Annotated in this window: 20 protein-coding genes; 18 read left to right on the top strand and 2 right to left on the bottom strand. The window is 40.7% G+C overall.

Going from position 1 to position 23,955, the window contains the following annotated elements:
- Positions 1–83: 83 nt before the first annotated feature.
- Positions 84–1,019 carry a PfkB family carbohydrate kinase gene (locus tag AC1VS3_RS09290; protein ID WP_119983637.1) on the bottom strand — a complete coding sequence of 312 codons (936 nt, stop codon included), beginning with the start codon at positions 1,017–1,019 and terminating at the stop codon, positions 84–86.
- 129 nt (positions 1,020–1,148) lie between these two features.
- Between AC1VS3_RS09290 and AC1VS3_RS09285 the strand changes: the two genes are divergently transcribed.
- Both AC1VS3_RS09285 and AC1VS3_RS09280 read left to right on the top strand, forming a co-directional pair.
- Positions 1,149–1,991 (top strand): metallophosphoesterase, encoded by an 843-nt coding sequence (locus AC1VS3_RS09285; RefSeq protein ID WP_008687782.1) that lies wholly within the window; start codon positions 1,149–1,151, stop codon positions 1,989–1,991.
- Complete coding sequence (locus AC1VS3_RS09280; protein WP_119983635.1) at positions 1,984–2,517, top strand: GNAT family N-acetyltransferase; 534 nt, start codon at positions 1,984–1,986, stop codon at positions 2,515–2,517. The genes AC1VS3_RS09285 and AC1VS3_RS09280 overlap by 8 nt, the downstream gene beginning before the upstream one ends.
- Positions 2,518–2,791: 274 nt before the next feature.
- Here AC1VS3_RS09280 and add read toward each other — a convergent pair whose 3' ends face one another.
- Positions 2,792–3,802 (bottom strand): adenosine deaminase, encoded by a 1,011-nt coding sequence (add, locus tag AC1VS3_RS09275; RefSeq protein WP_119983634.1) that lies wholly within the window; start codon positions 3,800–3,802, stop codon positions 2,792–2,794.
- A 149-nt stretch (positions 3,803–3,951) separates the two neighbouring features.
- Between add and AC1VS3_RS09270 the strand changes: the two genes are divergently transcribed.
- From AC1VS3_RS09270 to AC1VS3_RS09195, 16 genes are all read left to right on the top strand, one after another.
- Positions 3,952–4,911: an exonuclease domain-containing protein gene (locus tag AC1VS3_RS09270; protein ID WP_119983633.1), complete on the top strand. Its 960-nt coding sequence runs from the start codon at positions 3,952–3,954 to the stop codon at positions 4,909–4,911.
- Entirely contained in the window at positions 4,908–5,372 is a 465-nt protein-coding gene (locus AC1VS3_RS09265) for a hypothetical protein (RefSeq protein WP_008978603.1), read from the top strand. Before AC1VS3_RS09270 ends, AC1VS3_RS09265 begins: the two co-directional genes overlap by 4 nt.
- 367 nt (positions 5,373–5,739) lie before the next feature.
- A complete protein-coding gene (locus tag AC1VS3_RS09260) occupies positions 5,740–6,633 on the top strand; it encodes an aspartate carbamoyltransferase catalytic subunit (RefSeq protein WP_119983632.1) in 894 nt (297 codons plus the stop codon).
- A gap of 10 nt (positions 6,634–6,643) precedes the next feature.
- Positions 6,644–7,930 (top strand): dihydroorotase, encoded by a 1,287-nt coding sequence (locus AC1VS3_RS09255; RefSeq protein WP_119983631.1) that lies wholly within the window; start codon positions 6,644–6,646, stop codon positions 7,928–7,930.
- Entirely contained in the window at positions 7,927–9,006 is a 1,080-nt protein-coding gene (gene carA, locus AC1VS3_RS09250) for a glutamine-hydrolyzing carbamoyl-phosphate synthase small subunit (RefSeq protein WP_119983630.1), read from the top strand. The genes AC1VS3_RS09255 and carA overlap by 4 nt, the downstream gene beginning before the upstream one ends.
- A 1-nt stretch (position 9,007) precedes the next feature.
- Entirely contained in the window at positions 9,008–12,208 is a 3,201-nt protein-coding gene (carB, locus tag AC1VS3_RS09245; protein ID WP_119983629.1) for a carbamoyl-phosphate synthase large subunit, read from the top strand.
- Between the two features lies 1 nt (position 12,209).
- Positions 12,210–12,953 (top strand): dihydroorotate dehydrogenase electron transfer subunit, encoded by a 744-nt coding sequence (locus AC1VS3_RS09240; RefSeq protein WP_119983628.1) that lies wholly within the window; start codon positions 12,210–12,212, stop codon positions 12,951–12,953.
- Positions 12,953–13,861 carry a dihydroorotate dehydrogenase gene (locus AC1VS3_RS09235; protein ID WP_481275610.1) on the top strand — a complete coding sequence of 303 codons (909 nt, stop codon included), beginning with the start codon at positions 12,953–12,955 and terminating at the stop codon, positions 13,859–13,861. The genes AC1VS3_RS09240 and AC1VS3_RS09235 overlap by 1 nt, the downstream gene beginning before the upstream one ends.
- A complete protein-coding gene (gene pyrF, locus AC1VS3_RS09230; protein WP_119983627.1) occupies positions 13,861–14,562 on the top strand; it encodes an orotidine-5'-phosphate decarboxylase in 702 nt (233 codons plus the stop codon). Before AC1VS3_RS09235 ends, pyrF begins: the two co-directional genes overlap by 1 nt.
- A gap of 1 nt (position 14,563) precedes the next feature.
- Positions 14,564–15,202, top strand: a complete 639-nt coding sequence (gene pyrE, locus AC1VS3_RS09225) for an orotate phosphoribosyltransferase (protein WP_008687805.1) — start codon at positions 14,564–14,566, stop codon at positions 15,200–15,202.
- Between the two features lie 102 nt (positions 15,203–15,304).
- Complete coding sequence (locus AC1VS3_RS09220; protein ID WP_119983626.1) at positions 15,305–16,381, top strand: carbamoyl phosphate synthase small subunit; 1,077 nt, start codon at positions 15,305–15,307, stop codon at positions 16,379–16,381.
- A gap of 1 nt (position 16,382) precedes the next feature.
- On the top strand, positions 16,383–19,595 hold the full coding sequence (gene carB / locus AC1VS3_RS09215) for a carbamoyl-phosphate synthase large subunit (protein ID WP_119983625.1): 3,213 nt from the start codon (positions 16,383–16,385) through the stop codon (positions 19,593–19,595).
- Between the two features lie 161 nt (positions 19,596–19,756).
- Positions 19,757–20,527 carry a protein-ADP-ribose hydrolase gene (locus AC1VS3_RS09210; protein WP_119983612.1) on the top strand — a complete coding sequence of 257 codons (771 nt, stop codon included), beginning with the start codon at positions 19,757–19,759 and terminating at the stop codon, positions 20,525–20,527.
- Complete coding sequence (locus AC1VS3_RS09205) at positions 20,475–21,356, top strand: SIR2 family NAD-dependent protein deacylase (protein WP_119983611.1); 882 nt, start codon at positions 20,475–20,477, stop codon at positions 21,354–21,356. Before AC1VS3_RS09210 ends, AC1VS3_RS09205 begins: the two co-directional genes overlap by 53 nt.
- 68 nt (positions 21,357–21,424) lie before the next feature.
- Positions 21,425–22,891, top strand: coding sequence for a S41 family peptidase (locus AC1VS3_RS09200; RefSeq protein WP_120136502.1), 1,467 nt, complete (start codon positions 21,425–21,427; stop codon positions 22,889–22,891).
- A gap of 105 nt (positions 22,892–22,996) precedes the next feature.
- Positions 22,997–23,620: a DUF47 domain-containing protein gene (locus AC1VS3_RS09195; RefSeq protein WP_119983609.1), complete on the top strand. Its 624-nt coding sequence runs from the start codon at positions 22,997–22,999 to the stop codon at positions 23,618–23,620.
- Positions 23,621–23,955: the final 335 nt, after the last annotated feature.

Here is a 23,955-nt window from a genome sequence, read left to right as displayed (position 1 = left end):
GTTTCTTCCTCACATGACGCGCTTTATTTATTTTTTGGTTTATGTTTAATTGCATGTGGCAGTATCTGGTGGTATTTACATTATCATGGTTTCCAACAATTACGTAAAGATTTTATGTGAGGGAATAAGTCTGTTACATCTTCTTTGCGTAAGTCAGCACCTACATGCGAAACAACTTTTGCAGCTAGCTGATTGGCATAGAAAAGGGCAGTTGGCCAATCCTTTTTCATGTGTCTTAGGGCAAGCAAAGCTCCTATATGGGTATCACCGGCTCCAATCGTATCTTTTACTTGTACACTTGGGGAAGGAATGGTGAATGCTTGCATGCCATCATAGAAATAAACACCCTTCGCTCCTAATGTAATGATGATTGGTGCATGACTTTGGGCATAAAGCATTGTGGCAGCTTGTTGAATGCTTGTTGAATGGGTATAGGATAGTGCTTCTTCTTCATTGATATGAAGTATGGCATGCATGCGTAACAATGCCTGCATGCGCTCTGATGGTATTTTACAAATTCGTGGCCCAGGGGCAAAATAGATAGTCACTTCAGGGTGTTGTTGGAGCCATTCTAAAATATAACGACCACTATCTTCCTCTATTTCTAAGCCGCAAATATATACACTGTCAAAGGTATAGGCATCCAGTCTTGTGAACCAAGCTTTCTGAAAGCGATATTCACAGCCATGTAAGGATAAAAAGGTACGTTCACCACTATCCTCAACTAAGCAATAACAACAGCCGTTTTCGTCTTCAACATCTTCGATTATGGAATGCATATGGTTATCATGCAGATGAGTACGTACATAATCTCCATAAATTCCTTTGCCCACAGGCGAAAACAATACATAGGGTTGTTGGAGTACTTGTAACACTTGCGCAGCGTTGTATGCACAACCACCTAATCGCATCGTTTGGGTATACAGATGTACATCTTGTGCTGTTGTGGGAAGTTTAGGTAATGTCAGGATGACATCACAGACACAGGAACCAATGATTCCGATATGCGTTTCTTTCATGAAAATCTCCCTTTACTTTTCTATGCTTATTCGTGTAAGTATTATAGCATAGCTATTAAGGAAAAGAATAGGAAAAGACAGAAAAAGGTGGTATAATTTTACATAGAAATCCTATGTGAGGTGAAACATATGAAAAATAAAACAAAGGCCTTTTTAGCAGGGGCAATGTGTACAGGGGGCATTTGGTGGAGCTATCATGAAAATCATACCTTAGATTGTGAAACCTTTGTGTATCAGAATAAAAAGGTACCGAATGCATTTCATGGCTGTCGCATATTGCATATCTCTGATTTGCATAATACCAGCTTTGGACATTACCAGAAAAAACTGTTAAAAGAAATACAGTTTGCACATGCAGATATCATTGTAATTACCGGTGATTTAATTGATGGAGCAAGAAGCAAGGAAACAAACCTTAGACCTATGAAAGCCCTCATTCAGGAAATTGTACGTATGGCTCCTGTGTATTATGTACCGGGAAATCATGAGGCGAATAGTCCTATTTATTTAACACTGGTTGCATATTTGCGAAAACAAGGCGTTAAGATTTTGGATAATCGCATAGCTTATTTATCAAAGGATGACGATACAATGGCTATCGTAGGTGTGAAAGACCCATATTTTTATGAGGATAGTTCTTCGCAATTTGCACGAACTTTGGTTGAACTGCGCAAAGCGGTTAAAGATGATTTTACGATTTTATTAAGTCATCGTCCGGAATATTTTCCTTGGTATGAAGCTTGTGGCTATCATTTGATTTTTAGTGGTCATGCCCATGGCGGTCAAATAGGAATCGGTCATCGACAGGGATTATTTTCTCCTCATCAAGGATGGAAACCTACTTATTGTGATGGATTGTATCATGGAAAAGACAGTGTGTTAGTTGTCAGCCGTGGATTGGGAAATAGTAAGTTCCCTTTGCGCATTCATAATCATCCGCATTTGATTACGGTCGTATTGTCTCATGGATAACATCTTAGAAACAAATCGCTTAGTATTTCGTAAGTTGTGTTACGATGATATGGATAATTTGAAGAAAACATTGCAGGATGAAGTCGCCATGTATGCTTATGCGCATGCATTTAGTGATGAAGAAGTGGAAGCGTGGCTACAGCGCCAGTTAGCTCGTTATGATGAAGATGGTTTCGGTTTATGGGCGTTGATTAGGAAACATGATGGTAATTTCATAGGACAGTGTGGTTTAACAATACAAGAAATCGATGGTCGAAAGCTACTTGAAATCGGCTATCTGCTACAGCGAGCATATTGGCATCAAGGGTATGCGATTGAAGCAGCGAAAGCAGTGAAGGAATATGCGTTTACCAAACTTCATGCCCCTTGGGTCTTTTCTATCATTCGCGATAATAATGCGGCATCTATCAAGGTTGCAGAACGTAACGGCATGATAAAAACCGGCGTTATCGTTAAGCAGTATTACCATATGGATATGTGCCATTTTGTGTACTGTGCCGAAAATCCATATATTCATAAACGGTGAACAAATTAAGAAAAAAAGAAGATAGTATCTTAAGTAAGGAAGTGGACCCTAACGTTTGGATAACCAAACGAAAAGGGTTCTTTTCAGAATACAATAGGTACGATCTTCTTATTTTAGCGTTTTCGCATAGCCGCTAACTTCACCTTTTATCTTTTCAAGAGTATACTAATCGTTATGCGTTACGAATGCTTTGTTTCTAGTAGCATAACAGCTTTTAAAAGGATAAGAATGAAAAGGCAAGTAAACCATGCCAAAAAGATATATTCTTTTAGCATCACAAAGACTCCTTTTGCAAAAGGTTACGCAATTCATTCTTTTCATGTTCACTTAAAAAGGCAGCTTGCAGCGAAGTTGACAGACAGGCAGCTAAATCTTCTTCCTGAAAATTTTGGTACTTTATCAGATAAGCATATTCTTTATCTAGGTCGGTATGTGAAATGGTCATATTATCGGTATTGATTGTGATAGGAATGCCATAGGAGAGATATTGATGAATAGGATGTGCCTCATACGATGCTGTGACTTCACATTGTACATTACTGGTAATACAGACTTCTAGCGGTATTTGTTGATCTCTTAACAAAGCCATGACTTCTTCATCTAGCAAGGCACTTGTCCCATGCCCAATCCTTGATGCTCCAAAGGCAATGGCGGTTTTAATGTTTTCTGGACCATAACTTTCACCAGCATGAATGGTCAAGGGAATTTGATAAGAGCGTGCCAAAGCAAATAATTGTTTGAAATCTATCATCGGGGCTAACCCTTCTGCACCGGCTAAATCAAGGGCAACGACGCCATCCTTAAGATAGCGGTGACATAAATGCACAGTTTCTACATTCGCCTGATGTGTTAGCGATTCTTCACCAAGTACCATCATACATAAAATGAAATTTACTTTAAGTTGCGAAAAGCGCAAGGCACAATCTTTTCGTGCCTGCAATAAGATTTCAACTACACGCTGTTGTGATAAACCACCTCGCGTATGCTGTTGTGGAGCAAAGCGGATTTCAGCATAGATAAGACCTTGATTAGCTAAGTTTTCGATGCACGCACACATGCCAAAGTATAACGCTTCCGGTGTCTGTAATAAAGCCAGCGGTGTATCAAAACGTGCTAAATAATCGTACAGGGAATGACAATCAGCATCTACCTGCATCCGTTTTTGAAAGGCTTTTTCATCTAGTTTTTGTAAGGATGGGTGTTGCTTTGCCAAAGTATACGCATATGCTAAGGGTAAAGAACCATCAAAGTGTAAATGTAAGTCTATTTTCTTATGTGTAAACATAACCAGTGCTCCTTTTTCTTAAAACTATTTCTATTTTACCATGAATTGCCAGCATATTTCACATATACGCAGGCAAATTGCTGAAAAAGGGAGCCCTTTATTGCTTTCTCTTTCAAATCTTACTATAATAAGAACAGTGAGGTAACAAGATGATTCAAGTATATATTGATGCAGAATTTGATGCAGTGCGTTATCAGAAACGCTTTGAACAGGCGGTCATCAGTTTCGGTGCTGTAGCTTGTCGACAGAAACAGATGTTAGATACGTTTTATACATTAGTACGGCCAAGATATTTTCGCCATCTGACACCTGTTGTAAAAAAGATGACGCATTTAAAAGATAAAGAAATTTTAGCTGCTGAGCCCTTGGAAGTGGTCACAGAGCATTTTTTATCATGGTTGCAACGCTTTGGTGAGTTAGCCGATATTCAGTTATACAGCTGTGGGCCGGATGATCGCAGAACATTAATGAAAAATTGCGCTATTCATCATATTGATGGTGCACTGTTTGATCGTATTCAAGATTTACAAAAAGAAATATCCGCAACCGTAAAATTTCAAAATAAGATTATTTCTCCAAGCTTATCTTTGGATGATATGAAGCTGATCTATGATATTCAGGGGGCTGTTGATCATAATGCATTAAATGATGCGAAAGATCTGATGTATATTCATCAACGTTATTTAGATGGTAATGCACAAAATGCTCAGCGTATCTTGGATATAGTAAATCGTAAAGAGGCTAAACAACAGGAAGTGCGACGGAAACAAAATGAACGATTGCGGACCATGATGATTCAGCAATTTCAAAAATATCCAAAAGAATTCGTGAAGATACCTTTATTGCCGGAAGTAATAGAGCAGTTTCAACTTTGGGAGGACAGAGAAACAAGAACTCATATGCATTGGAAACGGAAAAAGTTTATCCAGGGCGAAATGTGTTATCCATATGACGAATTGCAATTATGGATGAAAATTGATTTGCAGGATGAAATGCCAAGTGTATCTTTACGTTTTCTACATCGTCAAAAAGATGTTGTAAAAAAATATCCACTGCATTATCGCAATGCTACGATGGTTGAAGCAATCTTAAAGCGGGTGTTAGCATGATGGATTCATCCATACAGCGAAAGATTTATATAGAAGGAGCTAAGCTGAAGCTTTATGTCAATGATTTAAAAAAGCAGTTAGAGCAGTTGCAGCATGCGCCTTTTTGGGATAGAAATCCATATATTCGCAGTAACCAGGCCAAAAAACATTTACAGGCACTAAACCAAAGTGTCGAACAATGTGTAGATGCTTTATTATCTTATACGGCATTGTTAAGTACGAGTGGCCTTTGTGCTAAAAAAGAGTTGCATGCTTATTTCTTCATGTATGATTTTTTATTTCAATTTCATGATGATATAATAAGACAAGAATATGCCCATCGCTTATTGACGCGAGATGTGGAGCTTACATCACGTTTTCATGAATTTTTCCGCTATAGTGAGCAATTTATTGCCAATCAAGAAAAAAAGTACAAGATACTGGCAAATGATGAAACAGAAATGCTATATAACAAAAGATAGTAAAGGAATGGAAGAACGTTTCTTAATAGACCATATAGGAAAGGATCTATCCGAGTTATAAAAAGACATTCAAAAATAATAGAAAGAAATGGTAGGGCATGCGATATCCGTATCGTTAAGAAGATACGCATCAAAAAGGAAGTGATTCAGAAAGCTTAAAATGCAGAGTAGAAATAAGATGAGCTAATGTGCGTATGAATTTCATAAAAAAATTCTTGTAATCTTGATGATATATGGTAAAATTATCAATAGAAAAAGGTCCTTTAAAATAATCCAGAGAGGTTATGAAGGAAAGATAACTGGAGATAGTGATGTAAGGTCCTTTTGTATGCAAAAGGGCTTTTTTTAAAGCCATGGAGGTTAGGTTATGAACAAAAACAGTTTGTTAAGAATCTGCGATTTAACAAAAGAAGAGATTTTTGATATTCTCCATGATGCTGAAGCGTTTTCGTGTTCCCAATCAGATTGGCAATTTCCTCGTCGTACGTTGATTGCTAATCTTTTTTTTGAACCAAGCACACGAACGCACTTCTCATTTGCATCAGCACAGCATCAATTAGGAGCAAGCGTGGAAAACTTCACCGCACAGGGAAGCAGCGTTGAAAAAGGAGAATCCTTATACGATACCGTAAAGACATTTGAAAGCATTGGCTATGATGCGCTTGTTATTCGCCATAGTCAGGATGAATACTTTAAAGAATTGGAAAATATTCAAATTCCAATCTTGAATGCAGGAGATGGCTGCGGGAATCATCCAACCCAATGCTTATTGGATCTATTAACGATCTATCAAGAATTTCACACCTTTGAAGGTATTAAGGTAGCCGTAATCGGTGATGTAAAGCATTCCCGTGTTGCCAACAGCATCAAGGAAGCTATGGATTTGCTAGGTGGAGAGGTATGCTTCAGCGGTCCTAAGGAATGGGTAGAAACCGATACTTCTTATAAAGATATAAATGAAGCTGTGCAATGGGCAGATGTTGTCATGATGCTGCGCATTCAGCATGAACGCCATCAAGAGACGATGAAGATGAGCAAGGAAGAATACTTGCAAAACTATGGTTTGACAAAGGAAAGAGCGGCCATGATGAAGCCAAATGCGATTATCATGCATCCTGCACCGGTCAATCGCGGTGTGGAAATTGACAGTGACTTGGTAGAAGCTAAAAACAGCCGTATCTTTCAGCAGATGAGCAATGGTGTGCTGGTACGTAAAGCGGTTGTGAAACGTGCGTTAGGCTATGCGCCATTCGATCGCTAGGAGGAAGCATATGAAACTGATAAAAAATGGCTATTTGCTGTTGGATAACGAGTTAAAGAAAGCAGAAATGCTTTTTGATGAAACCGGGATCAAACAGATAGCAGAACATATTGATGATACCGAGGCGGAAGTGATTGATGCCGCAGGACATGCGGTATTGCCGGGTTTGATCGATGCACATGTGCATTTGCGAGAACCGGGTTATACGCATAAGGAAACGATACAAAGCGGCACCAAGGCAGCTGCCCATGGTGGTTTTACAACGATCATGGCAATGCCCAATGTCATCCCTTATCCGGATAATGTTGATACAATGACTGCCTACTTAGCAAAAATCAAACAGGATGCACTTGTTCATGTACTGCCATATGCTTGTATCACAAAAGGGGAAGCCAGCAAGGAAGTCGTAGATATGAAAGGACTGAGTGCCATGGGCATTCATGCTTTCTCTGATGATGGTGTTGGTGTGGCAACAGCAGAAATGATGAAACAAGCGATGCAGGCATGCAAGGAAGTAGATGGTATGATCGTGGCACATACGGAAGATATGCGCTATCGCAGACCAAAGGCTTGTATGCATGAAGGCATTCGCAATCAAGAATTGCATCTATTAGGTATTCCCAGTGCTTGCGAGTATGCGCAGATGAAACGTGATTTAGACTTAGCGAAAGCTATCGGTTGTCGCTATCATGTGTGTCATATGAGTGCGAAGGAAAGTGTTGCCTATTTAAAAGAATATAAAGCGCTTGGTGTGGATTGCAGTGGTGAAGTAACCGCACATCACTTGTTGCTAAATGAGATGGATGTTGAAGGACCTAACCATAAGATGAATCCACCGCTGCGCAGCGAAGAAGATCGCCAAGCACTGATTCAAGGCTTGCTAGATGGCACGATTGATTTTATTGCGAACGATCATGCCCCACATGCAGAAGCAGAAAAACAAAAAGGTATGGAAGAGGCACCCTTTGGCATTGTTGCCTTAGAAACCGCCTTCCCCTTACTATATACGAAATTTGTGAAAGAAGAAAAACGCTTTACCTTAGGACAGCTCGTGTATTGGATGAGTGAAGCTGTCGCAAAACGTTTCCGCTTAAAGCGCAAAGGTAAATTAGCTGTAGGCTATGACGCTGATTTCATCCTTGTAGATCTGGAAAGCTATCACAAGGTGGACAAAGACAAGTTTTATTCGAAAGGTAAGAACACACCATTTGACGGTGTAGAGGTAGCAGGTTGGGTCATCCAGACCTTCTGCAATGGAACCTGTGTGTATGAACACAAGAAGGAGGAATTCGCATGAAAAAAAGACGCTTGATTTTAGAAGATGGCAGTGTGTATGAAGGAATTGCTTTTGGCGCTGACAATTATCGTATGGGAGAATTGATCTTTCAGACCGGTATGAGCGGTTATCAGGAAATCATTTCTGATTTATCGTATTATGGACAAATCGTTATGATGACGTATCCGGCAATGGGCAACTGCGGCATCAACCGCGATGATTTTGAAAGTATTTCCCCTATGGTATTTGGCTTTGTTGTAAAAGAATACTGTGAAGAGCCTAGTAACTTTCGCAGTGATATGACGCTAGATGCCTTCATGAAATTAAAAGGTATCCCGGGCATTGCCGATATTGACACTCGTGAAATTACGCGTAAGATCAGAGATCATGGTACTTTAAAGGCAATCATGGCAGATGAAGATGCAAATGTGGAAGAAGTTGTTGCCATGCTGAAAAACAGCGAATTGCCTCATGATGGAGTACAGCAGGTATCTGCGCAAAAACCATTCCCTATTCCATCACGAGGCGCAAAGGTTGTCATGGTGGATATCGGAACGAAGTTTGCGGTCATCCGTGAATTTAACATGCGTGGCTGTGACTTGGTTGTTGTGCCTTACAATATGAGTGCTGAGGATATCTTAGCAATCCATCCGGATGGTGTAGTCTTCAGCGGTGGCCCTGGGGCACCGGAAGATATTCCGGAAACGATTGCAACCTGCAAAGCTTTATTAGGCAAGCTGCCAATGTTGGGCATTGGGTTAGGTCATGAAGTGATTGCCTGTGCATGTGGCGCAAAAGTCGTTAAGATGAAGGTTGGCCATCATGGCAATAGTTCACCGGTACGTAACTTAAAGAAAAATAAAATTGAGTTTACGGCGCAAAACCATGGCTATGAGATTGCGGAAGATTCCCTTATCGGAACCGGCTTGATCGTGACTTATAAGGCATTAAATGATAATTCGATTGAAGGTTGTGAACATGAAACTTATCCATTGCTGTCTTTCTCCTTTGAACCAGAGGCTGCTCCAGGAGCAGATGACTGCAATTATATATTTGACGATTTCTGCAAGATGATGCAGGAAAGGAGTGCTGAATAGAATGCCAAAGAGAACAGATATTAAGAAAATCATGGTGATTGGTTCTGGACCAATCGTCATCGGACAGGCGGCAGAATTTGATTATGCCGGTACACAGGCTTGTACCTCTTTGCGTGAGGAAGGCTATGAAGTCGTTTTGATTAACTCTAACCCTGCAACGATCATGACCGATTCGGTCATTGCAGATCGTGTATACATTGAACCATTAACACTGGAATTTGCCAGCCGTATCATCTATAAAGAACGTCCGGATGCTATCTTGGGCAGCTTAGGTGGACAGACCGGCTTGAATCTGGTCGTTGAATTGGCAGAAAGTGGCATCTTGGATGAATATCACGTAGAAGTTTTAGGTACGGCATTGGATGCGATTGAAAAAGCCGAAGACCGTGATAAATTCCGTGAGCTGATGTATGAAATCGGTGAACCGGTACCGGAAAGTGTCATCGTGCATACGATTGAAGAAGCCGTTGACTTCGCAAATATAAATGGTTATCCGGTTGTTGTACGTCCAGCCTTTACCTTAGGTGGTACCGGTGGTGGTTTTGCGCACAGTGAAGCCGAACTACGTACGATTTGTGACAATGGTTTAAAGATTTCTCCGGTACATCAGTGTCTGATTGAACAAAGCATTGCGGGCTATAAAGAAATCGAATACGAAGTTATGCGTGATAATGCAGATAATGCCATCGTTGTCTGCAACATGGAAAATGTGGATCCAGTTGGTATTCATACCGGAGATTCTATCGTTGTAGCACCGACGCAGACCTTAACCGATCGTGAATGTGGCATCATGCGTGCATCTGCTTTAAAGATCATTCGTGCCTTAAAGATTTGCGGTGGTTGTAACGTCCAGTTGGCCTTAGATCCAAATTCCTTTAAATACTATGTGATCGAGGTCAATCCGCGTGTTTCACGTTCCAGTGCCTTAGCAAGTAAGGCAACCGGTTATCCAATTGCCAAACTAGCTGCGAAGGTTGCGGTTGGTTTAACGCTGGATGAAATCATCAATCCGGTTACGCAGACAAGCTATGCCTGTGTAGAACCATGCATCGACTATGTTGTTGCGAAATTCCCACGCTTTGCCTTTGACAAATTCCCAAAAGGGGATCGTAGCTTAGGTACGCAGATGAAGGCAACCGGAGAGGTCATGTCCATTGGACGTACCTTTGATGAAGCTATCTTAAAAGCCATCCGCTCTCTTGAAATGAAGACCGATCATCTGGAACAAAAGGATGTCAATGCCTTAAGTGAAGAAGAGTTGTGGAAGAAGTTAGAACGTAGTGATGATGAACGTATCTATGTCATTACTGCTTTATTAAGAAGAGGCGCTAGTGTAGAGGATATCTTTAATGTAACGAAGATGGATCGCTATTTCTTAAATCGTTTCAAAAATATCGTTGCCTATGAAGAAGTCATCGCTGCCCATAAAGGGGATTTAGAAGTCTTGCGACATGCGAAGAAAATGGGCTTTGCGGATAGCTATATCGCCAGAAAATGGGAGATGAGCGAACGTGAAGTATATGAACTGCGCAAACAGCAGCAGATCATTCCGGTATATAAGAATGTGGATACCTGTGCCGGAGAGTATGTATCCCATACCCCATACTTATATTCTACGTATGAGCATGAAAACGAAAGTATCTCCAGCAATAATAAGAAGATCATTGTGCTAGGAAGTGGTCCTATCCGCATCGGACAGGGTGTCGAATTTGACTATGCGACCGTACATTGTGTAAAGACCTTGCGTGAATGTGGCTATGAAGCCATCGTTATTAACAACAATCCGGAAACAGTATCGACAGATTACTCCATTTCCGATAAATTATATTTTGAACCATTGACGATTGAAGATGTTATGCACATCATCGATCTGGAACAGCCATTAGGTGTCATTGTGCAGTTCGGTGGACAGACCGCTATCAACTTAGCCGATAAGCTGGTAGAACGCGGTGTGAAGATCTTAGGTACTTCTTTAGAAAATATCGACCGTGCCGAAGATCGCCATGAATTTGAAGAAATGCTGCATAAGCTAGAAATTCCACAACCAATGGGAGAAACGGCAGTAACGGTAGAAGAAGCCTTGGTGATTGCGAATAAAATCGGATATCCGGTATTAGTGCGTCCAAGCTATGTATTAGGTGGCCGTGCCATGGAAATCGTGCATAACGATGATGACTTAAAGGTATACATGGCAACTGCGGTAAAAGAAATCAGTCATGATGCCCCAATCTTAGTAGATAAATATATCGTTGGTAAAGAGATGGAAATTGACGCTATCTGTGATGGTGAGCATGTGTATATTCCAGGTATCATGGAACATATCGAGCGTGCCGGTGTCCATTCCGGTGACTCAATCTCGGTCTATCCGGCACCAACAGCTTCTCAAAAGGTGAAGGATACGATCATTGAGTATGCCATCCGCATCGGAAAAGGTTTCCACTTCATCGGCTTATACAATATTCAGTTCATTGTTGATAAAGATGAGAAAGTGTATGTGCTGGAAGTAAATCCACGCTCTTCTCGTACCGTACCATTCTTATCTAAGATTACCGGTGTACCAATGAGTTATGTGGCAACTCGCTGTATACTTGGCCATTCCTTAAAAGAACAAGGCTATGAAGAAGGCGTACATCCAGAAGGTGAACGTGTCTTTGTCAAAGCGCCAGTCTTCTCTTTTGCCAAACTGCGCAGTGTTGATACAACCTTAGGTCCAGAAATGAAATCAACCGGAGAAGCCTTAGGCGGTGATGATACATTAGAGAAAGCTTTATATAAAGCACTGTTGGCAAGTGGAGTGAAGATTCCTTTGCATGGCAATGTCTTATTGACGGTTGCGGATGCGGATAAGCAAGAAGGCTTAAAGATCGCCAAACGTTTCTCTAACATCGGCTATGGTATCTATGCGACCAAGGGTACAGCAAATCTCTTAAAAGAAAATGGTATTTATGTACGTACCGTAAATAAAGTAAATGAAGCAGAAGGCGAGAATGTGGTAGATGTCATTCGTAAAGGACGTATCAATTATGTCATCAACACAATGAGCATTTCCAAGACCGCTAATCAGGATGGCTTTGAAATTCGTCGTGCCGCTGCTGAAAACAACATCAGCTGTTTCACGTCACTGGATACGGCAAATGCTATTCTGCGTGTACTGGAGGCACAGACCTTCACAACCATTTCTATGAATGAATTGGAGGATTAAGATGCAGGAAGAAAAAGGAATTATCCAAAGTAATGAAAAAATTGCCAAAGATACCTACCGCATGAAAATTGCGGCAGGTATGGCAAAGGATATGAAACCCGGACAATTTGTGAATATCAAGATTGATGGCTATATGCTGCGTCGTCCTATCAGTATCTCCAGCATTGAGGCGGATGGCTTTGTCATCGTCTATAAGGTCGTTGGCGATGGCACTTTAGCCTTAGCTAAGAAACATGCGCATCATACCATTGATGTCTTCGGACCTTTAGGCAGCAGCTATCCGATTCATGAAAATCGCAATGAAGTCTTATTGATCGGAGGTGGCGTTGGTGTGCCGCCGCTGTATGAATTAGCGAAACAATATCGTGTGTTACGCAAGGAAGTACATGTTGTCTTAGGATTTAATGATAAGGACAGCATCTTCTATGAACAGGAATTTAAAGCCTTAGGCTGTCATGTCGTTGTAGCTACGATGGATGGCTCCTATGGTGTAAAAGGAACGGTCATGGATGCCATTCAGGCTCATGCCATTACTTGTGATTTTACTTATAGCTGTGGTCCGCGTCCGATGTTAAAGGCGATAGAAGCTGCTTATCAAAAAGGATATATGTCTTTTGAAAGCCGTATGGCATGTGGTATTGGGGCATGTATGGCTTGTGTGGCAAAGGATAAAAAAGAAGCCAACTTATATCATCGCATCTGTAAGGAAGGACCGGTATTCCCAATCGGAAAGGTGGAATTCTAATGGATCTACATGTAAAACTGCCAGGATTAAACCTGAAGAATCCGATTATTCCAGCGAGCGGCTGTTTTGGCTTTGGCCGTGAATTTGCGGAATTATATGATTTAAGCATACTGGGAGGCATTGCGATAAAGAGTGCTACCCCACAGAAACGTTTTGGTAATCCGACACCACGCGTTGCGGAAACACCAAGTGGCATGTTAAATGCCATTGGTTTACAAAATCCCGGTGTCGATGTCATCATGGAAAAAGAATTGCCATGGCTGGCGCAGTTTGATACGGAAATCATTGCCAATGTAGCAGGTGCCAGTGAAGAAGAATACGTTGAGGTCATTGAAAAACTGAATGCTTCACAGGTTGTTAAAGCTTATGAATTAAATATCAGTTGCCCGAATGTTAAACATGGCGGTATCGGTTTAGGCACAACACCTGAACTGGCTGCCAAAGTAACCAAAATGGCCAAAGCAGCAGCCAATAAGCCGGTCTACGTGAAATTATCTCCGAATGTTACCAACATTGTCGAGATTGCGAAAGCGGTAGAAGAAGCGGGAGCCGATGGCTTGGTCATGATCAATACGATGATGGGCATGCGCTTAGATTTACATACCGGAAAACCAATCTTGGCGAATGTTACCGGAGGCTTAAGTGGGCCTGCTATCAAACCGGTAGCCATTCGTATGGTGTATCAGGTAGCCCAGGCTGTCAACATCCCGATCATCGGAGTTGGGGGTATTACCAGAGCAGAAGATGTCTTAGAATTCTTATATGCCGGAGCAAGTGCTGTTGAAGTTGGCATGCAGAACTTTATTGATCCTTACTGTTGTGTTAAAATAATTGAAGAGTTGCCAAAGGTTCTTGAAACCTATGGGGTAAACAGTTTGCACGAAGCTGTAGGAAGGAGTTTTAAGTAATGAGCAGAACGATGGTAGCATTGGATTTTTCAAAAAAAGAAGATGTGATGAATTTTCTTGATAAGTTTGATAAACCTATCTATGTAAAGGTAGGGATGGAGCTGACGTACGCGTTTGGTTTTGAAATGATTCGTGAAATCAAGGAAAGAGGGCATAAAATCTTTCTTGATTTGAAATTGCATGATATTCCAAACACAGTAAAAAACGGAATGAAGAATCTGGCAAAGCTGGATGTGGATGTGGTAAACTTGCATGTGGCTGGTGGCAGTGCGATGATGAAGGCAGCCATGGAAGGCTTAAACGAAGGAGCTGTCAATGGCAAACGTCCTTTGTGTATCGCAGTCACACAGTTAACCAGCACTTCACAGGAAGCTATGAATGAAGAATTGTTGATTCCTGGAGATGTGAAGGATGTTGTTATTTCCTATGCTAAATTGGCAAAGGAAAGCGGCTTAGACGGTGTGGTTTGTTCCGTGCATGAAGCACGAGCCATTCATGAAGCATGCGGGGCTGACTTTTTAACGGTAACCCCAGGTATTCGTTTAAGCTCTGATTCTAAGGATGATCAAAAACGTGTGGCTACTCCACAGTTTGCCAAAGAAGAAGGCTGTGACTATATCGTCGTAGGCCGCAGTATCACCAAGAGTGAAGATCCATATAAGACATATAACGAAATAGAAGCAATCATGGAGGGAAAATAAGATGAGCATAGAAAAAACAGTTGCGAAAAACCTGTTAGATATTAAGGCAGTATCCTTACAGCCAAATGATCCATTCACTTGGGCAAGCGGTATTAAAAGTCCCATCTACTGTGACAACCGTTTGGTATTATCCTTTCCTGAAAAACGCAGTGTCGTTGTGCAGGGCTTTGTCGAGTTGATTCAGAAAGAATACAGTGAAGCAGAAGTCATCGTTGGTACAGCTACTGCCGGTATTCCTTGGGGTGCAATGGTTGCGGATAAGATGGAAAAACCATTTGGCTACGTACGTAGTTCCAATAAGACACATGGCAAAGGAAATAAGATCGAAGGAAAGATCGAAAAAGGTGCGAAAGTCGTTGTTGTGGAAGATTTAATTTCTACCGGTGGTTCCGTAAAGGATGTCATCTTATCTTTGCGTGAAGCAGGTGCTGAGGTATTGGGCGTTGTGGCTATCTTTACCTATCTGTTACCAGCAAGCAGTGAATTGTTTGATTCTATCGCATGCAGCTTTAAGACATTAAGTAACTACGATGTCTTGATTGATGTAGCTTTAGAAAATGCGTACATCAAGGAAAATGATCTTGAAAAATTAAAAGCATGGAAAAAAGATCCAAAAGATGAATCTTGGATGAAGAAGTAAAGCAAAGGGGCATAGCACTATTTGATAGCGTCTATGCCTTTTTGGTGGAAAAAAGAAATGTAAGTCCTTACATGTAAGGCAAGCAAACAGGAGGATACGGTTATGCAAAAACGAAAATTAATTTTAGAAGATGGCAGTGTCTATGAAGGGATCGCCTTTGGTGATGATACTTATCAGGTCGGTGAACTTGTGTTTAATACCGGAATGAGCGGTTATCAGGAGGTATTGAGTGACTTATCCTATTGCGGACAAATCGTTTTGATGACCTATCCACTCATTGGAAATTATGGCATCAATCGAGATGATTTTGAAAGTTTGGATCCTGCTGTCTTTGGCTTTGTGGTCAGAGAATACTGTGAAACACCTAGCAATTTTCGCGGGGATATGAGCTTAGATACCTTTTTAAAACAAAAACATATTCCAGGCATTGCCGGTGTGGATACCAGAGCAATCACTCGCAAACTGCGCAACAGCGGAACGATGCGGGCCATTTTGGCAGATGCAGATGCGAATGTTGAGGAAACGGTAAAGATGTTAAAAGCAACACCGTATCTGCATGATCAAGTGGCGCGTGTATCCACGCAAAAACCTTTTCCGATTCCATCACGAGGGAAAAAGGTCGTATTGTTGGATTTTGGTGCTAAGCATGGCATCATTCGTGAATTATCAAAACGTCATTGTGATTTGATCGTTATGCCATACGATACAAGTGCAGAAGCCATCTTAGCCTTGCATCCGGATGGGGTAATGCTCAGCAATGGTCCTGGTGATCCTAAGGATATGCAAGTTGCGATACAGACCATACGAGAATTGATGGGAAAGGTCGTCATCTTTGGAATTTGTTTAGGACATCAGTTGATTGCCTTAGCTTGTGGAGCCAATACCGTGAAGTTGAAATTCGGACATCGTGGTTGTAATCATCCGGTCATGAATTTAGCAACCGGTAAAGTTGAAATGACATCACAGAATCATGGCTATGCAGTAGAAGCGGAAAGTTTGGAAAATAGCGAACTGGTGATGAGCCATCAAGCCTTAAATGATAAAAGTGTGGAAGGTGTGCGTCATCAGCGCTATCCGATCTTCAGTGTACAATATCATCCGGAAGCTGCTCCCGGACCGGAAGACAGCAATTATTTATTCGACCAATTTATGGAACTGATGGAAAAGGAGCGTGTGTAATATGCCAAAGCGTACAGATATTAAAAAAATCATGGTGATTGGTTCTGGTCCAATCGTCATTGGCCAGGCGGCGGAATTTGATTATGCCGGTTCTCAGGCATGCCAATCTTTAAAAGAAGAAGGTTATGAAGTCATTTTGATCAATTCTAATCCGGCAACGATCATGACAGATACCGCGATTGCCGATCGTGTATACATGGAACCTTTGACCGTAGAATTTGCCAGCCGCATCATTTATAAGGAACGTCCTGATGCTATCTTAGGAAGCTTGGGTGGACAGACTGGTTTGAATCTGGTGGTAGAGCTTGCCAATTCAGGAATTCTGGATGCATATGGTGTAGAAATTTTAGGTACTGATTTAACCGCTATCAACCAGGCGGAAGATCGTGAATTATTCCGTGAATTGATGTATGAAATCAAAGAACCGGTACCGGAAAGTGCCATTGTTCATACTGTAGAAGAAGCACTTGCCTTTGCCCAAACGATTGGTTATCCGCTTGTTGTACGTCCTGCCTATACCTTAGGAGGTACCGGTGGTGGTTTTGTGGATACAGAAGAAGAACTTCGTATCATCACCGAAAATGGTTTAAAACTTTCTCCGGTACAGCAATGCTTAATTGAACGCAGTATTGCCGGTTTTAAGGAAATCGAATATGAGGTCATGCGGGATGCGCATGATAATGCCATCGTCGTCTGCAATATGGAAAATATCGATCCGGTGGGGATACATACAGGAGATTCGATGGTCGTAGCGCCGGTACAGACATTGAGTGATCGTGAGCATCAGATGCTGCGCAATGCCAGTTTAAAGATTATTCGCGCTTTAAAGATCTGTGGTGGCTGTAATGTGCAGTTAGCTTTGGATCCTGCATCTTTTAAATATTACATCATTGAAGTAAATCCTCGCGTATCACGTTCCAGTGCGCTGGCTTCAAAAGCAACCGGTTATCCGATTGCCAAAATCGCAGCGAAAATTGCGGTTGGCCTTACCTTAGATGAAATTATCAATCCGATTACCAATACCAGCTATGCTTGTTTTGAACCGGCGTTAGATTATGTTGTCACGAAACTGCCACGTTTTCCTTTTGATAAATTCCCTCATGCCGATCGTCGTTTAGGTACCCAGATGAAGGCAACTGGGGAAGTCATGGCAATTGGAAGATGCTTTGAAGAAAGCTTCTTAAAGGCGATACGCTCACTGGAAATGAAATGTGATCATATCGAAAATAAAGAAAGTAAAGAAAAAGCAAAGGAAGAGCTGTGGAAGAGCATTACGATAAAAGATGATCAGCGCATGTTTGGTATTGCCGAATTGTTGCGAAGAAAAGAAAGCTTGTCACGCATTCATGATATTACCAAGATCGATACCTTCTTTTTAGAAAAATTTGCCCACATCATCGCCTTAGAAGAACGTATGAAACAACATCCAAAGGATATTCAAATCTTATGGGATATTAAACGCTGTGGCTTTGCGGATAGTTTTATAGCTCGTAGTTGGGGAATGGAAGAAAAAGCTGTTTATGACTTACGTAAACAACACGGCATTTGTCCGGTGTATAAGATGGTAGATACTTGCGCTGCGGAATTTGCGAGTGCTACACCATATTTTTATTCCACATATGAAGAAGAAAATGAATCTATACGCAGTGATCGTCAAAAAATCATCGTGTTAGGCAGTGGACCGATTCGTATCGGACAGGGTGTTGAATTTGATTATGCGACGGTTCATTGTGTCATGACCTTGCGTGAATGTGGTTATGAAGCCATCGTTATCAACAACAATCCGGAAACAGTATCCACCGATTTCTCTATCTCTGATAAGCTGTATTTTGAACCATTAACCATTGAGGATGTTATGCATGTGGTTGATTTAGAACAGCCTTTAGGGGTTATTGTCCAATTTGGTGGGCAGACGGCTATCAACTTAGCCGATCAGCTCGTAAAACGTGGGGTAAAGATTTTAGGTACGTCCTTAGAAAACATTGATCGTGCCGAAGATCGACATGCATTTGAAAAAATGCTGCATAAGCTGAATATTCCACAGCCAACCGGGGAAACCGCCGTGACGGTTGAAGAAGCCTTAGTCATTGCGAATAAGATCGGTTATCCGGTGTTGGTACGTCCAAGTTATGTGCTTGGCGGCCGTGCTATGGAAATCGTGCATAACGATGCTGATTTAAAGATATATATGGCAACGGCGGTAAAAGAAATCAGCCACGATGCGCCTATCTTGGTAGATAAATATATTGTGGGAAAAGAGATGGAAATTGATGCTATCTGTGATGGTGAGCAGGTGTATATTCCCGGCATCATGGAGCATATCGAACGTGCCGGCATCCACTCCGGAGATTCCATTTCAGTATATCCAGCGCAAACCGTTTCGCAAAAGGTGAAAGATACGATCGTGGATTATGCGATTCGTATCGGTAAAGGTTTCCATTTTATTGGTTTATACAATATTCAATTCATCATTGATAAAGCGGAACAGGTATATGTCCTTGAAGTAAATCCACGCTCTTCTCGTACCGTACCATTCTTATCTAAGATTACCGGGGTTCCAATGAGTCATGTGGCAACACGCTGTGCACTTGGTCATTCGTTAAAAGAACAGGGCTATGCAGAAGGCATACGACCACAAAGTCAACGCGTCTTTGTCAAAGCACCGGTCTTCTCTTTTGCCAAGCTGCGCAGTGTTGATACCGTATTAGGTCCGGAAATGAAATCCACCGGTGAAGCCTTGGGAGGAGATGTAACACTGGAAAAAGCCTTATATAAAGCATTGTTGGCAAGTGGTGTAAAGATTCCTACACATGGCAATGTCTTATTGACCATCGCCGATGAGGACAAAGAAGAAGGACTTTTGATAGCCAAACGCTTCTCAGCCATCGGATATGGCATACTGGCAACCAAAGGAACAGCTGCTTACTTACAAGCACATGGTTTATATGTGAAAACCGTGCAGAAAATTGATGCGCATGAGGAAGCCATGGAGAATGTGTTAGATGTCATCCGTAAAGGTCATGTCAATTATGTCATCAATACCATGTCACAAAAGAAAGAAGTGACTATGGATGGCTTCTTGATACGTCGTGTAGCAGCAGAAAACAGTGTGAGCTGTTTTACCAGCTTCGATACTGCCAATGCGATGTTGAAGGTGTTAGAATCAATGAATTTTACCACGATTTCGATGAATGAATTAGCCGATGCATGTTGATGTGCGAATAAAAAACACAGGAATACAAAAGGTGTCTGATGTGACACCTTTTGTATATTGATTCTAACGCAGGTTTGTTTATAATGGCGAACTTATAAACTGCTTGCTTTGCAAATGCTATGAAACGCGTTATGATTACATAAAGAAAGGCAAGTGATCATATGCAAGAACATTTACAATGGCTTATCAAATATCTATTAGAAGAAAATGAAGCTTATAGGGACATTTCCATGCCGCAACAGGAAGAAGAATGTTTCCGACTATATCGCTCTTTAGTGAATGTAAGAGAACCGAAGCCGGTATCTGATGCTTTTTTATACCATGAAAAGGCAGTGTTAGAAGCAATAAAACACCAAAAAGGTATCGTTACCATAGCACAAATGCAGGCTTTTGATAAGAATCTTTACTTATGGAAAGGTGATATCACAAGAATACAAGCAGATGCGATCGTGAATGCTGCGAATGCACAATTGTTAGGATGTTTTCAACCTTGTCATGGTTGCATTGACAATGCCATTCATACTTTTGCCGGTATAGAATTACGTCAGGAGTGTGCTGCCATCATGCGAAAACAAAGGCAGGAAGAGCCTGTAGGAAAAGCTAAGATAACCAAAGGATATCATCTTCCGGCAACCTATGTATTGCATACGGTAGGTCCTATCGTATATGGACATGTCACAGATACGCAGAAGCAACAACTGGCAGCTTGCTATCGCTCTTGTCTTAGCTTAGCACAACAGTATCATCTGACTTCCATCGCATTTTGTTGCATATCCACTGGGGTTTTTCATTTTCCTAATGATGAAGCCGCCGCTATTGCTATTCATACGGTGAAAACCTATTTACAAGAAACCAATTATGAAATGAAGGTGATCTTTAATGTATTTAAAGACGAAGACGAACGCATTTATCAAACCTATCTCCAACATTGAAAAGCTGCATGCGCTGTTACAAGAGGCAGATGCAATCTTAATCGGTGCCGGAGCTGGGCTATCTACAGCAGCCGGTTTGTGTTATGATGGTGAACGATTTCATCGTTATTTTCAAGACTTTATTAATGTTTATCATTTTTCCAATATGTATGAAGCGGGGTTTTATCCTTTTGCGACATTGGAAGAATATTGGGGATATTGGAGCCGACATATTTATTATAATCGTTATGCTGCTCAGGTAAATACAGTGTATACAGACTTATTATCCCTTGTCAAAGATAAGGATTATTTTGTCATTACGACGAATGTAGATCATCAGTTTCAGTTGCATGGATTTGCGAAAGAACGGTTATTTTATACCCAGGGCGATTATGGCTTATTTCAATGTTCACGCAATTGTCATGCCAAGACGTATGATAATGAGAAAGTGATAAAGGAGATGGTCTTGCAGCAAAAAAAGCGTTGCATTCCCAAAGCATTAATTCCTTATTGCCCCTATTGCCATGCCCCTATGACAGTAAATCTACGCTGTGATGCCAATTTTTGTGAGGATGCTGGTTGGCATGCCGCACAAAAACGATATCAGCAATTTCTCAAACAGCATAAAAATGATCACATTGTATATTTAGAATTAGGAGTAGGGAATAATACTCCGGGCATCATTAAATATCCTTTTTGGCAATTTGTTCATGAAAATCCACAGGCATATTATGTTATCATCAACCAATTGGAAGCATATTGTCCCATGCAGTTGGCAAAACAATCACTCGTAATTGAAAAGGATATTGCGTCTGTGTTAAAAGAAATAAAAGCATATGTTCAAACATAGGGAAGAACAATTTGTTGATCAAGGTATAAAAAGGCTATAGATATGGAATAAAAAGGAGTAGGAAAACGATGAGAAAATTATGGGTCTGTTTATGCTGTGTGTTATGCTTGAGTGCCTGTACAGCGAAAGTAAAAGATGAAAAAGTACCCCAGGTGTTGCAGGAGTATAAGAAATATGTCAATGCAGCGCATGCACAAATTATCCCAAATCCGATGCAAATCGATGCTTTTTCACCATATTCCAATAGCAGTGAAGCGTATTATCGAGCAATGGATTATGTCATTGCACATGGGGCAAAAACGAATGGTGAAGAAAGTGTGACACAGAAGGAAGCCCTACAGGATGTAGAAGATGTTTTCTTTACTTTAAAGGCATTGTATGGGAAATATCCTATATATGGAGATGCGCGTTTCCAAGAAGCAAAGCAAATGGTAGATAAACAGATAAAGAAATACGCAAAGATTAAGAAAACAGTGTTAGGTGAAGTATTAAGAAAACAACTTTCTTTTATCGAAGATGTTCATTTTCAAATTGATTTTGAGCCTTTGCATGAAAGCTATACCATGTATTGCGAACAAGGGGTACACTATCAAAAAAAGGCTTATGTGAAAAAGAAGGATGGTTATTATGATCAATCTAATCAAAAACGCATTGTGCGTATCCATAAGGATGCAGATCTTGCGGCATATTTAAAGCCTGTCTTGCATAAGGATGGCAGCATTTCTTATCAACTGTTTTATCGAAGCAGAAAAAACATTACGCACTTATCCATGCGCTATGCAGATGGAAGTGAGCGTAAGGTAGCTATGGAAAAAGTGGAACAGATGAAGCGTAGTGAGGATATTCTTACAGAAAAAATCGTGCAAGGTATTCCTTATCTGCATATTACAAAAATGATATATCCCAGAGCCAGTGATACGTATGCACAATATGCCGAAACTTTTTTAGCAAGGGCAGCGCAATTCTCCCAAAAACCGCTTGCCATTTTAGATTTACGGGGCAATCCCGGAGGTAATGCAAAGTTGAGTTATGCGTGGTCGCATAGCTATGCCAAACAGCGCATAAGTGGTTATGGAACACGAATGCTGCGACTGCCGTTGCATGAACAGAAATTCAAACAGTTGATGGATGAGGAAACCGATCAATCCCTAGCATCCTTATTGGAAGATGCCAATTATCAGAAATATGATAACTTATTATATATAGAAGAGCCTTATATGGAAAAAAAGCTAATTGAGAATAAAAGCATGTTACTGGTCTTGCAAGATGAAACCAGTGCATCCGCCAGTGAAATGCTGATAGATGAATTGCATACGATGGAAAATGTGATCTTTATTGGAATGCCGAGCGCAGGAGCAATTAGTGGCAGTGCGATGACGAGCTTTTATTTAGATAAAAGTGGTTTGCAGATCATGTTTGGAAATTTATATGGGGATTTTCCTGAAACGTATGCCAGTGAATATCAGGGGATTGCTGCGGATATTTGGGTTCAGGGAAAAGATGTATTGAAATATGTGAAAGAACTTTTGAAATAGTACAAATTTTGAGGGAATCAGATTGTATAGTATATGCGTTTATGATAGAATATTCTAAGATTTCCTTTCATTAGGAAATGGGGATAGATAAAGAGGTATATGAGAATGATCAAAAAGAAAAAGTACAACTATTTTCAGGCATATCAACTGATGACAGAATGTGCTTATCAGGCGGCTTTTGAATTGATGAAGATGATGAAAGACTACCAACCGAATGCCATTGATGTACATTTGCAGAAAATGCATCGCATTGAGCATGAGGCTGATTTACGTCGTCATGAAATTATGACCGTATTAGCAAAAGATTCGCGTCCTCCTATGGATCGCGAAGATATTGTGGCGTTAAGTAATGCGTTGGATGATATGGTGGATATGGTGGAAGATGTTTCTATCGGCCTTTATATCTATAATGTGAAAGAAGTACAAGAAGCAGCCATGGCGTATGGAAAGGTCATTGTCATGTGCTGTGATGCGGTACGTGAAATGATGAAGGAATTTGAAAAGATTCAGTACAACAATAATATTATGGATTGTATCAAGCGGGTGAATCATCTGGAAGGGCAAGGCGATACTTTGTTCGCAAAAGCAACCAGAGAATTATTCAGCGATGCCCTTGATCCTGTAGAAGTGATTCGTTGGAAATCTATCTATGATCGCATGGAATTAGCTTGTGATTCTTGTGAGAAGATTGGACATTTAGTAGAAAGTGTAGCGTTAAAGCATTCGTAATGCTTTTATTAAAGATATAAAGAAGAGGTAGTAATAAAATAGATGATTGAATAAAGTAAATCTATTGAGGTTATGACCTCTTTTTTATTGCAGTAAACACACCATCCATTACTACGTGTTTATGCTTTTTTATATATTCACTGCTTGCTTTGGGATTATTATTTTCTGTACTTTTCGTTAGATGATAATAAATAGTGAAACACGATGCTAAAAAAGCTCCTTCATTCTCTGTTTTAACATCCAGATTCATATTTTTCCAGGACCAGATCTATCTTTGTTTTAGATCAAAATCATAATTCAAGGTTATATTTTTTACTATATTTAAGGTTATTTAA

This window comes from Longicatena sp. (assembly GCF_982403165.1).
The sequence above is the reverse complement of the archived record's forward strand: the minus strand, read 5'-3'. Positions and strand labels throughout refer to the sequence as shown.

What these genes read in the sequence shown, in the direction of transcription:
- add (WP_119983634.1), bottom strand. Translation starts at nt 3,802, where the DNA reads ATGTTTACACATAAGAAAATAGACTTACATTTACACTTTGATGGTTCT.
- AC1VS3_RS09260 (WP_119983632.1), top strand. Translation starts at nt 5,740, where the DNA reads ATGAACAAAAACAGTTTGTTAAGAATCTGCGATTTAACAAAAGAAGAG.
- AC1VS3_RS09200 (WP_120136502.1), top strand. Translation starts at nt 21,425, where the DNA reads ATGAGAAAATTATGGGTCTGTTTATGCTGTGTGTTATGCTTGAGTGCC.
- pyrE (WP_008687805.1), top strand. Translation starts at nt 14,564, where the DNA reads ATGAGCATAGAAAAAACAGTTGCGAAAAACCTGTTAGATATTAAGGCA.
- AC1VS3_RS09195 (WP_119983609.1), top strand. Translation starts at nt 22,997, where the DNA reads ATGATCAAAAAGAAAAAGTACAACTATTTTCAGGCATATCAACTGATG.
- AC1VS3_RS09255 (WP_119983631.1), top strand. Translation starts at nt 6,644, where the DNA reads ATGAAACTGATAAAAAATGGCTATTTGCTGTTGGATAACGAGTTAAAG.
- pyrF (WP_119983627.1), top strand. Translation starts at nt 13,861, where the DNA reads ATGAGCAGAACGATGGTAGCATTGGATTTTTCAAAAAAAGAAGATGTG.
- AC1VS3_RS09285 (WP_008687782.1), top strand. Translation starts at nt 1,149, where the DNA reads ATGAAAAATAAAACAAAGGCCTTTTTAGCAGGGGCAATGTGTACAGGG.
- AC1VS3_RS09265 (WP_008978603.1), top strand. Translation starts at nt 4,908, where the DNA reads ATGATGGATTCATCCATACAGCGAAAGATTTATATAGAAGGAGCTAAG.
- AC1VS3_RS09290 (WP_119983637.1), bottom strand. Translation starts at nt 1,019, where the DNA reads ATGAAAGAAACGCATATCGGAATCATTGGTTCCTGTGTCTGTGATGTC.
- AC1VS3_RS09240 (WP_119983628.1), top strand. Translation starts at nt 12,210, where the DNA reads ATGCAGGAAGAAAAAGGAATTATCCAAAGTAATGAAAAAATTGCCAAA.
- AC1VS3_RS09280 (WP_119983635.1), top strand. Translation starts at nt 1,984, where the DNA reads ATGGATAACATCTTAGAAACAAATCGCTTAGTATTTCGTAAGTTGTGT.
- AC1VS3_RS09220 (WP_119983626.1), top strand. Translation starts at nt 15,305, where the DNA reads ATGCAAAAACGAAAATTAATTTTAGAAGATGGCAGTGTCTATGAAGGG.
- AC1VS3_RS09270 (WP_119983633.1), top strand. Translation starts at nt 3,952, where the DNA reads ATGATTCAAGTATATATTGATGCAGAATTTGATGCAGTGCGTTATCAG.
- AC1VS3_RS09210 (WP_119983612.1), top strand. Translation starts at nt 19,757, where the DNA reads ATGCAAGAACATTTACAATGGCTTATCAAATATCTATTAGAAGAAAAT.
- carA (WP_119983630.1), top strand. Translation starts at nt 7,927, where the DNA reads ATGAAAAAAAGACGCTTGATTTTAGAAGATGGCAGTGTGTATGAAGGA.
- carB (WP_119983629.1), top strand. Translation starts at nt 9,008, where the DNA reads ATGCCAAAGAGAACAGATATTAAGAAAATCATGGTGATTGGTTCTGGA.
- AC1VS3_RS09235 (WP_481275610.1), top strand. Translation starts at nt 12,953, where the DNA reads ATGGATCTACATGTAAAACTGCCAGGATTAAACCTGAAGAATCCGATT.
- carB (WP_119983625.1), top strand. Translation starts at nt 16,383, where the DNA reads ATGCCAAAGCGTACAGATATTAAAAAAATCATGGTGATTGGTTCTGGT.
- AC1VS3_RS09205 (WP_119983611.1), top strand. Translation starts at nt 20,475, where the DNA reads ATGTATTTAAAGACGAAGACGAACGCATTTATCAAACCTATCTCCAAC.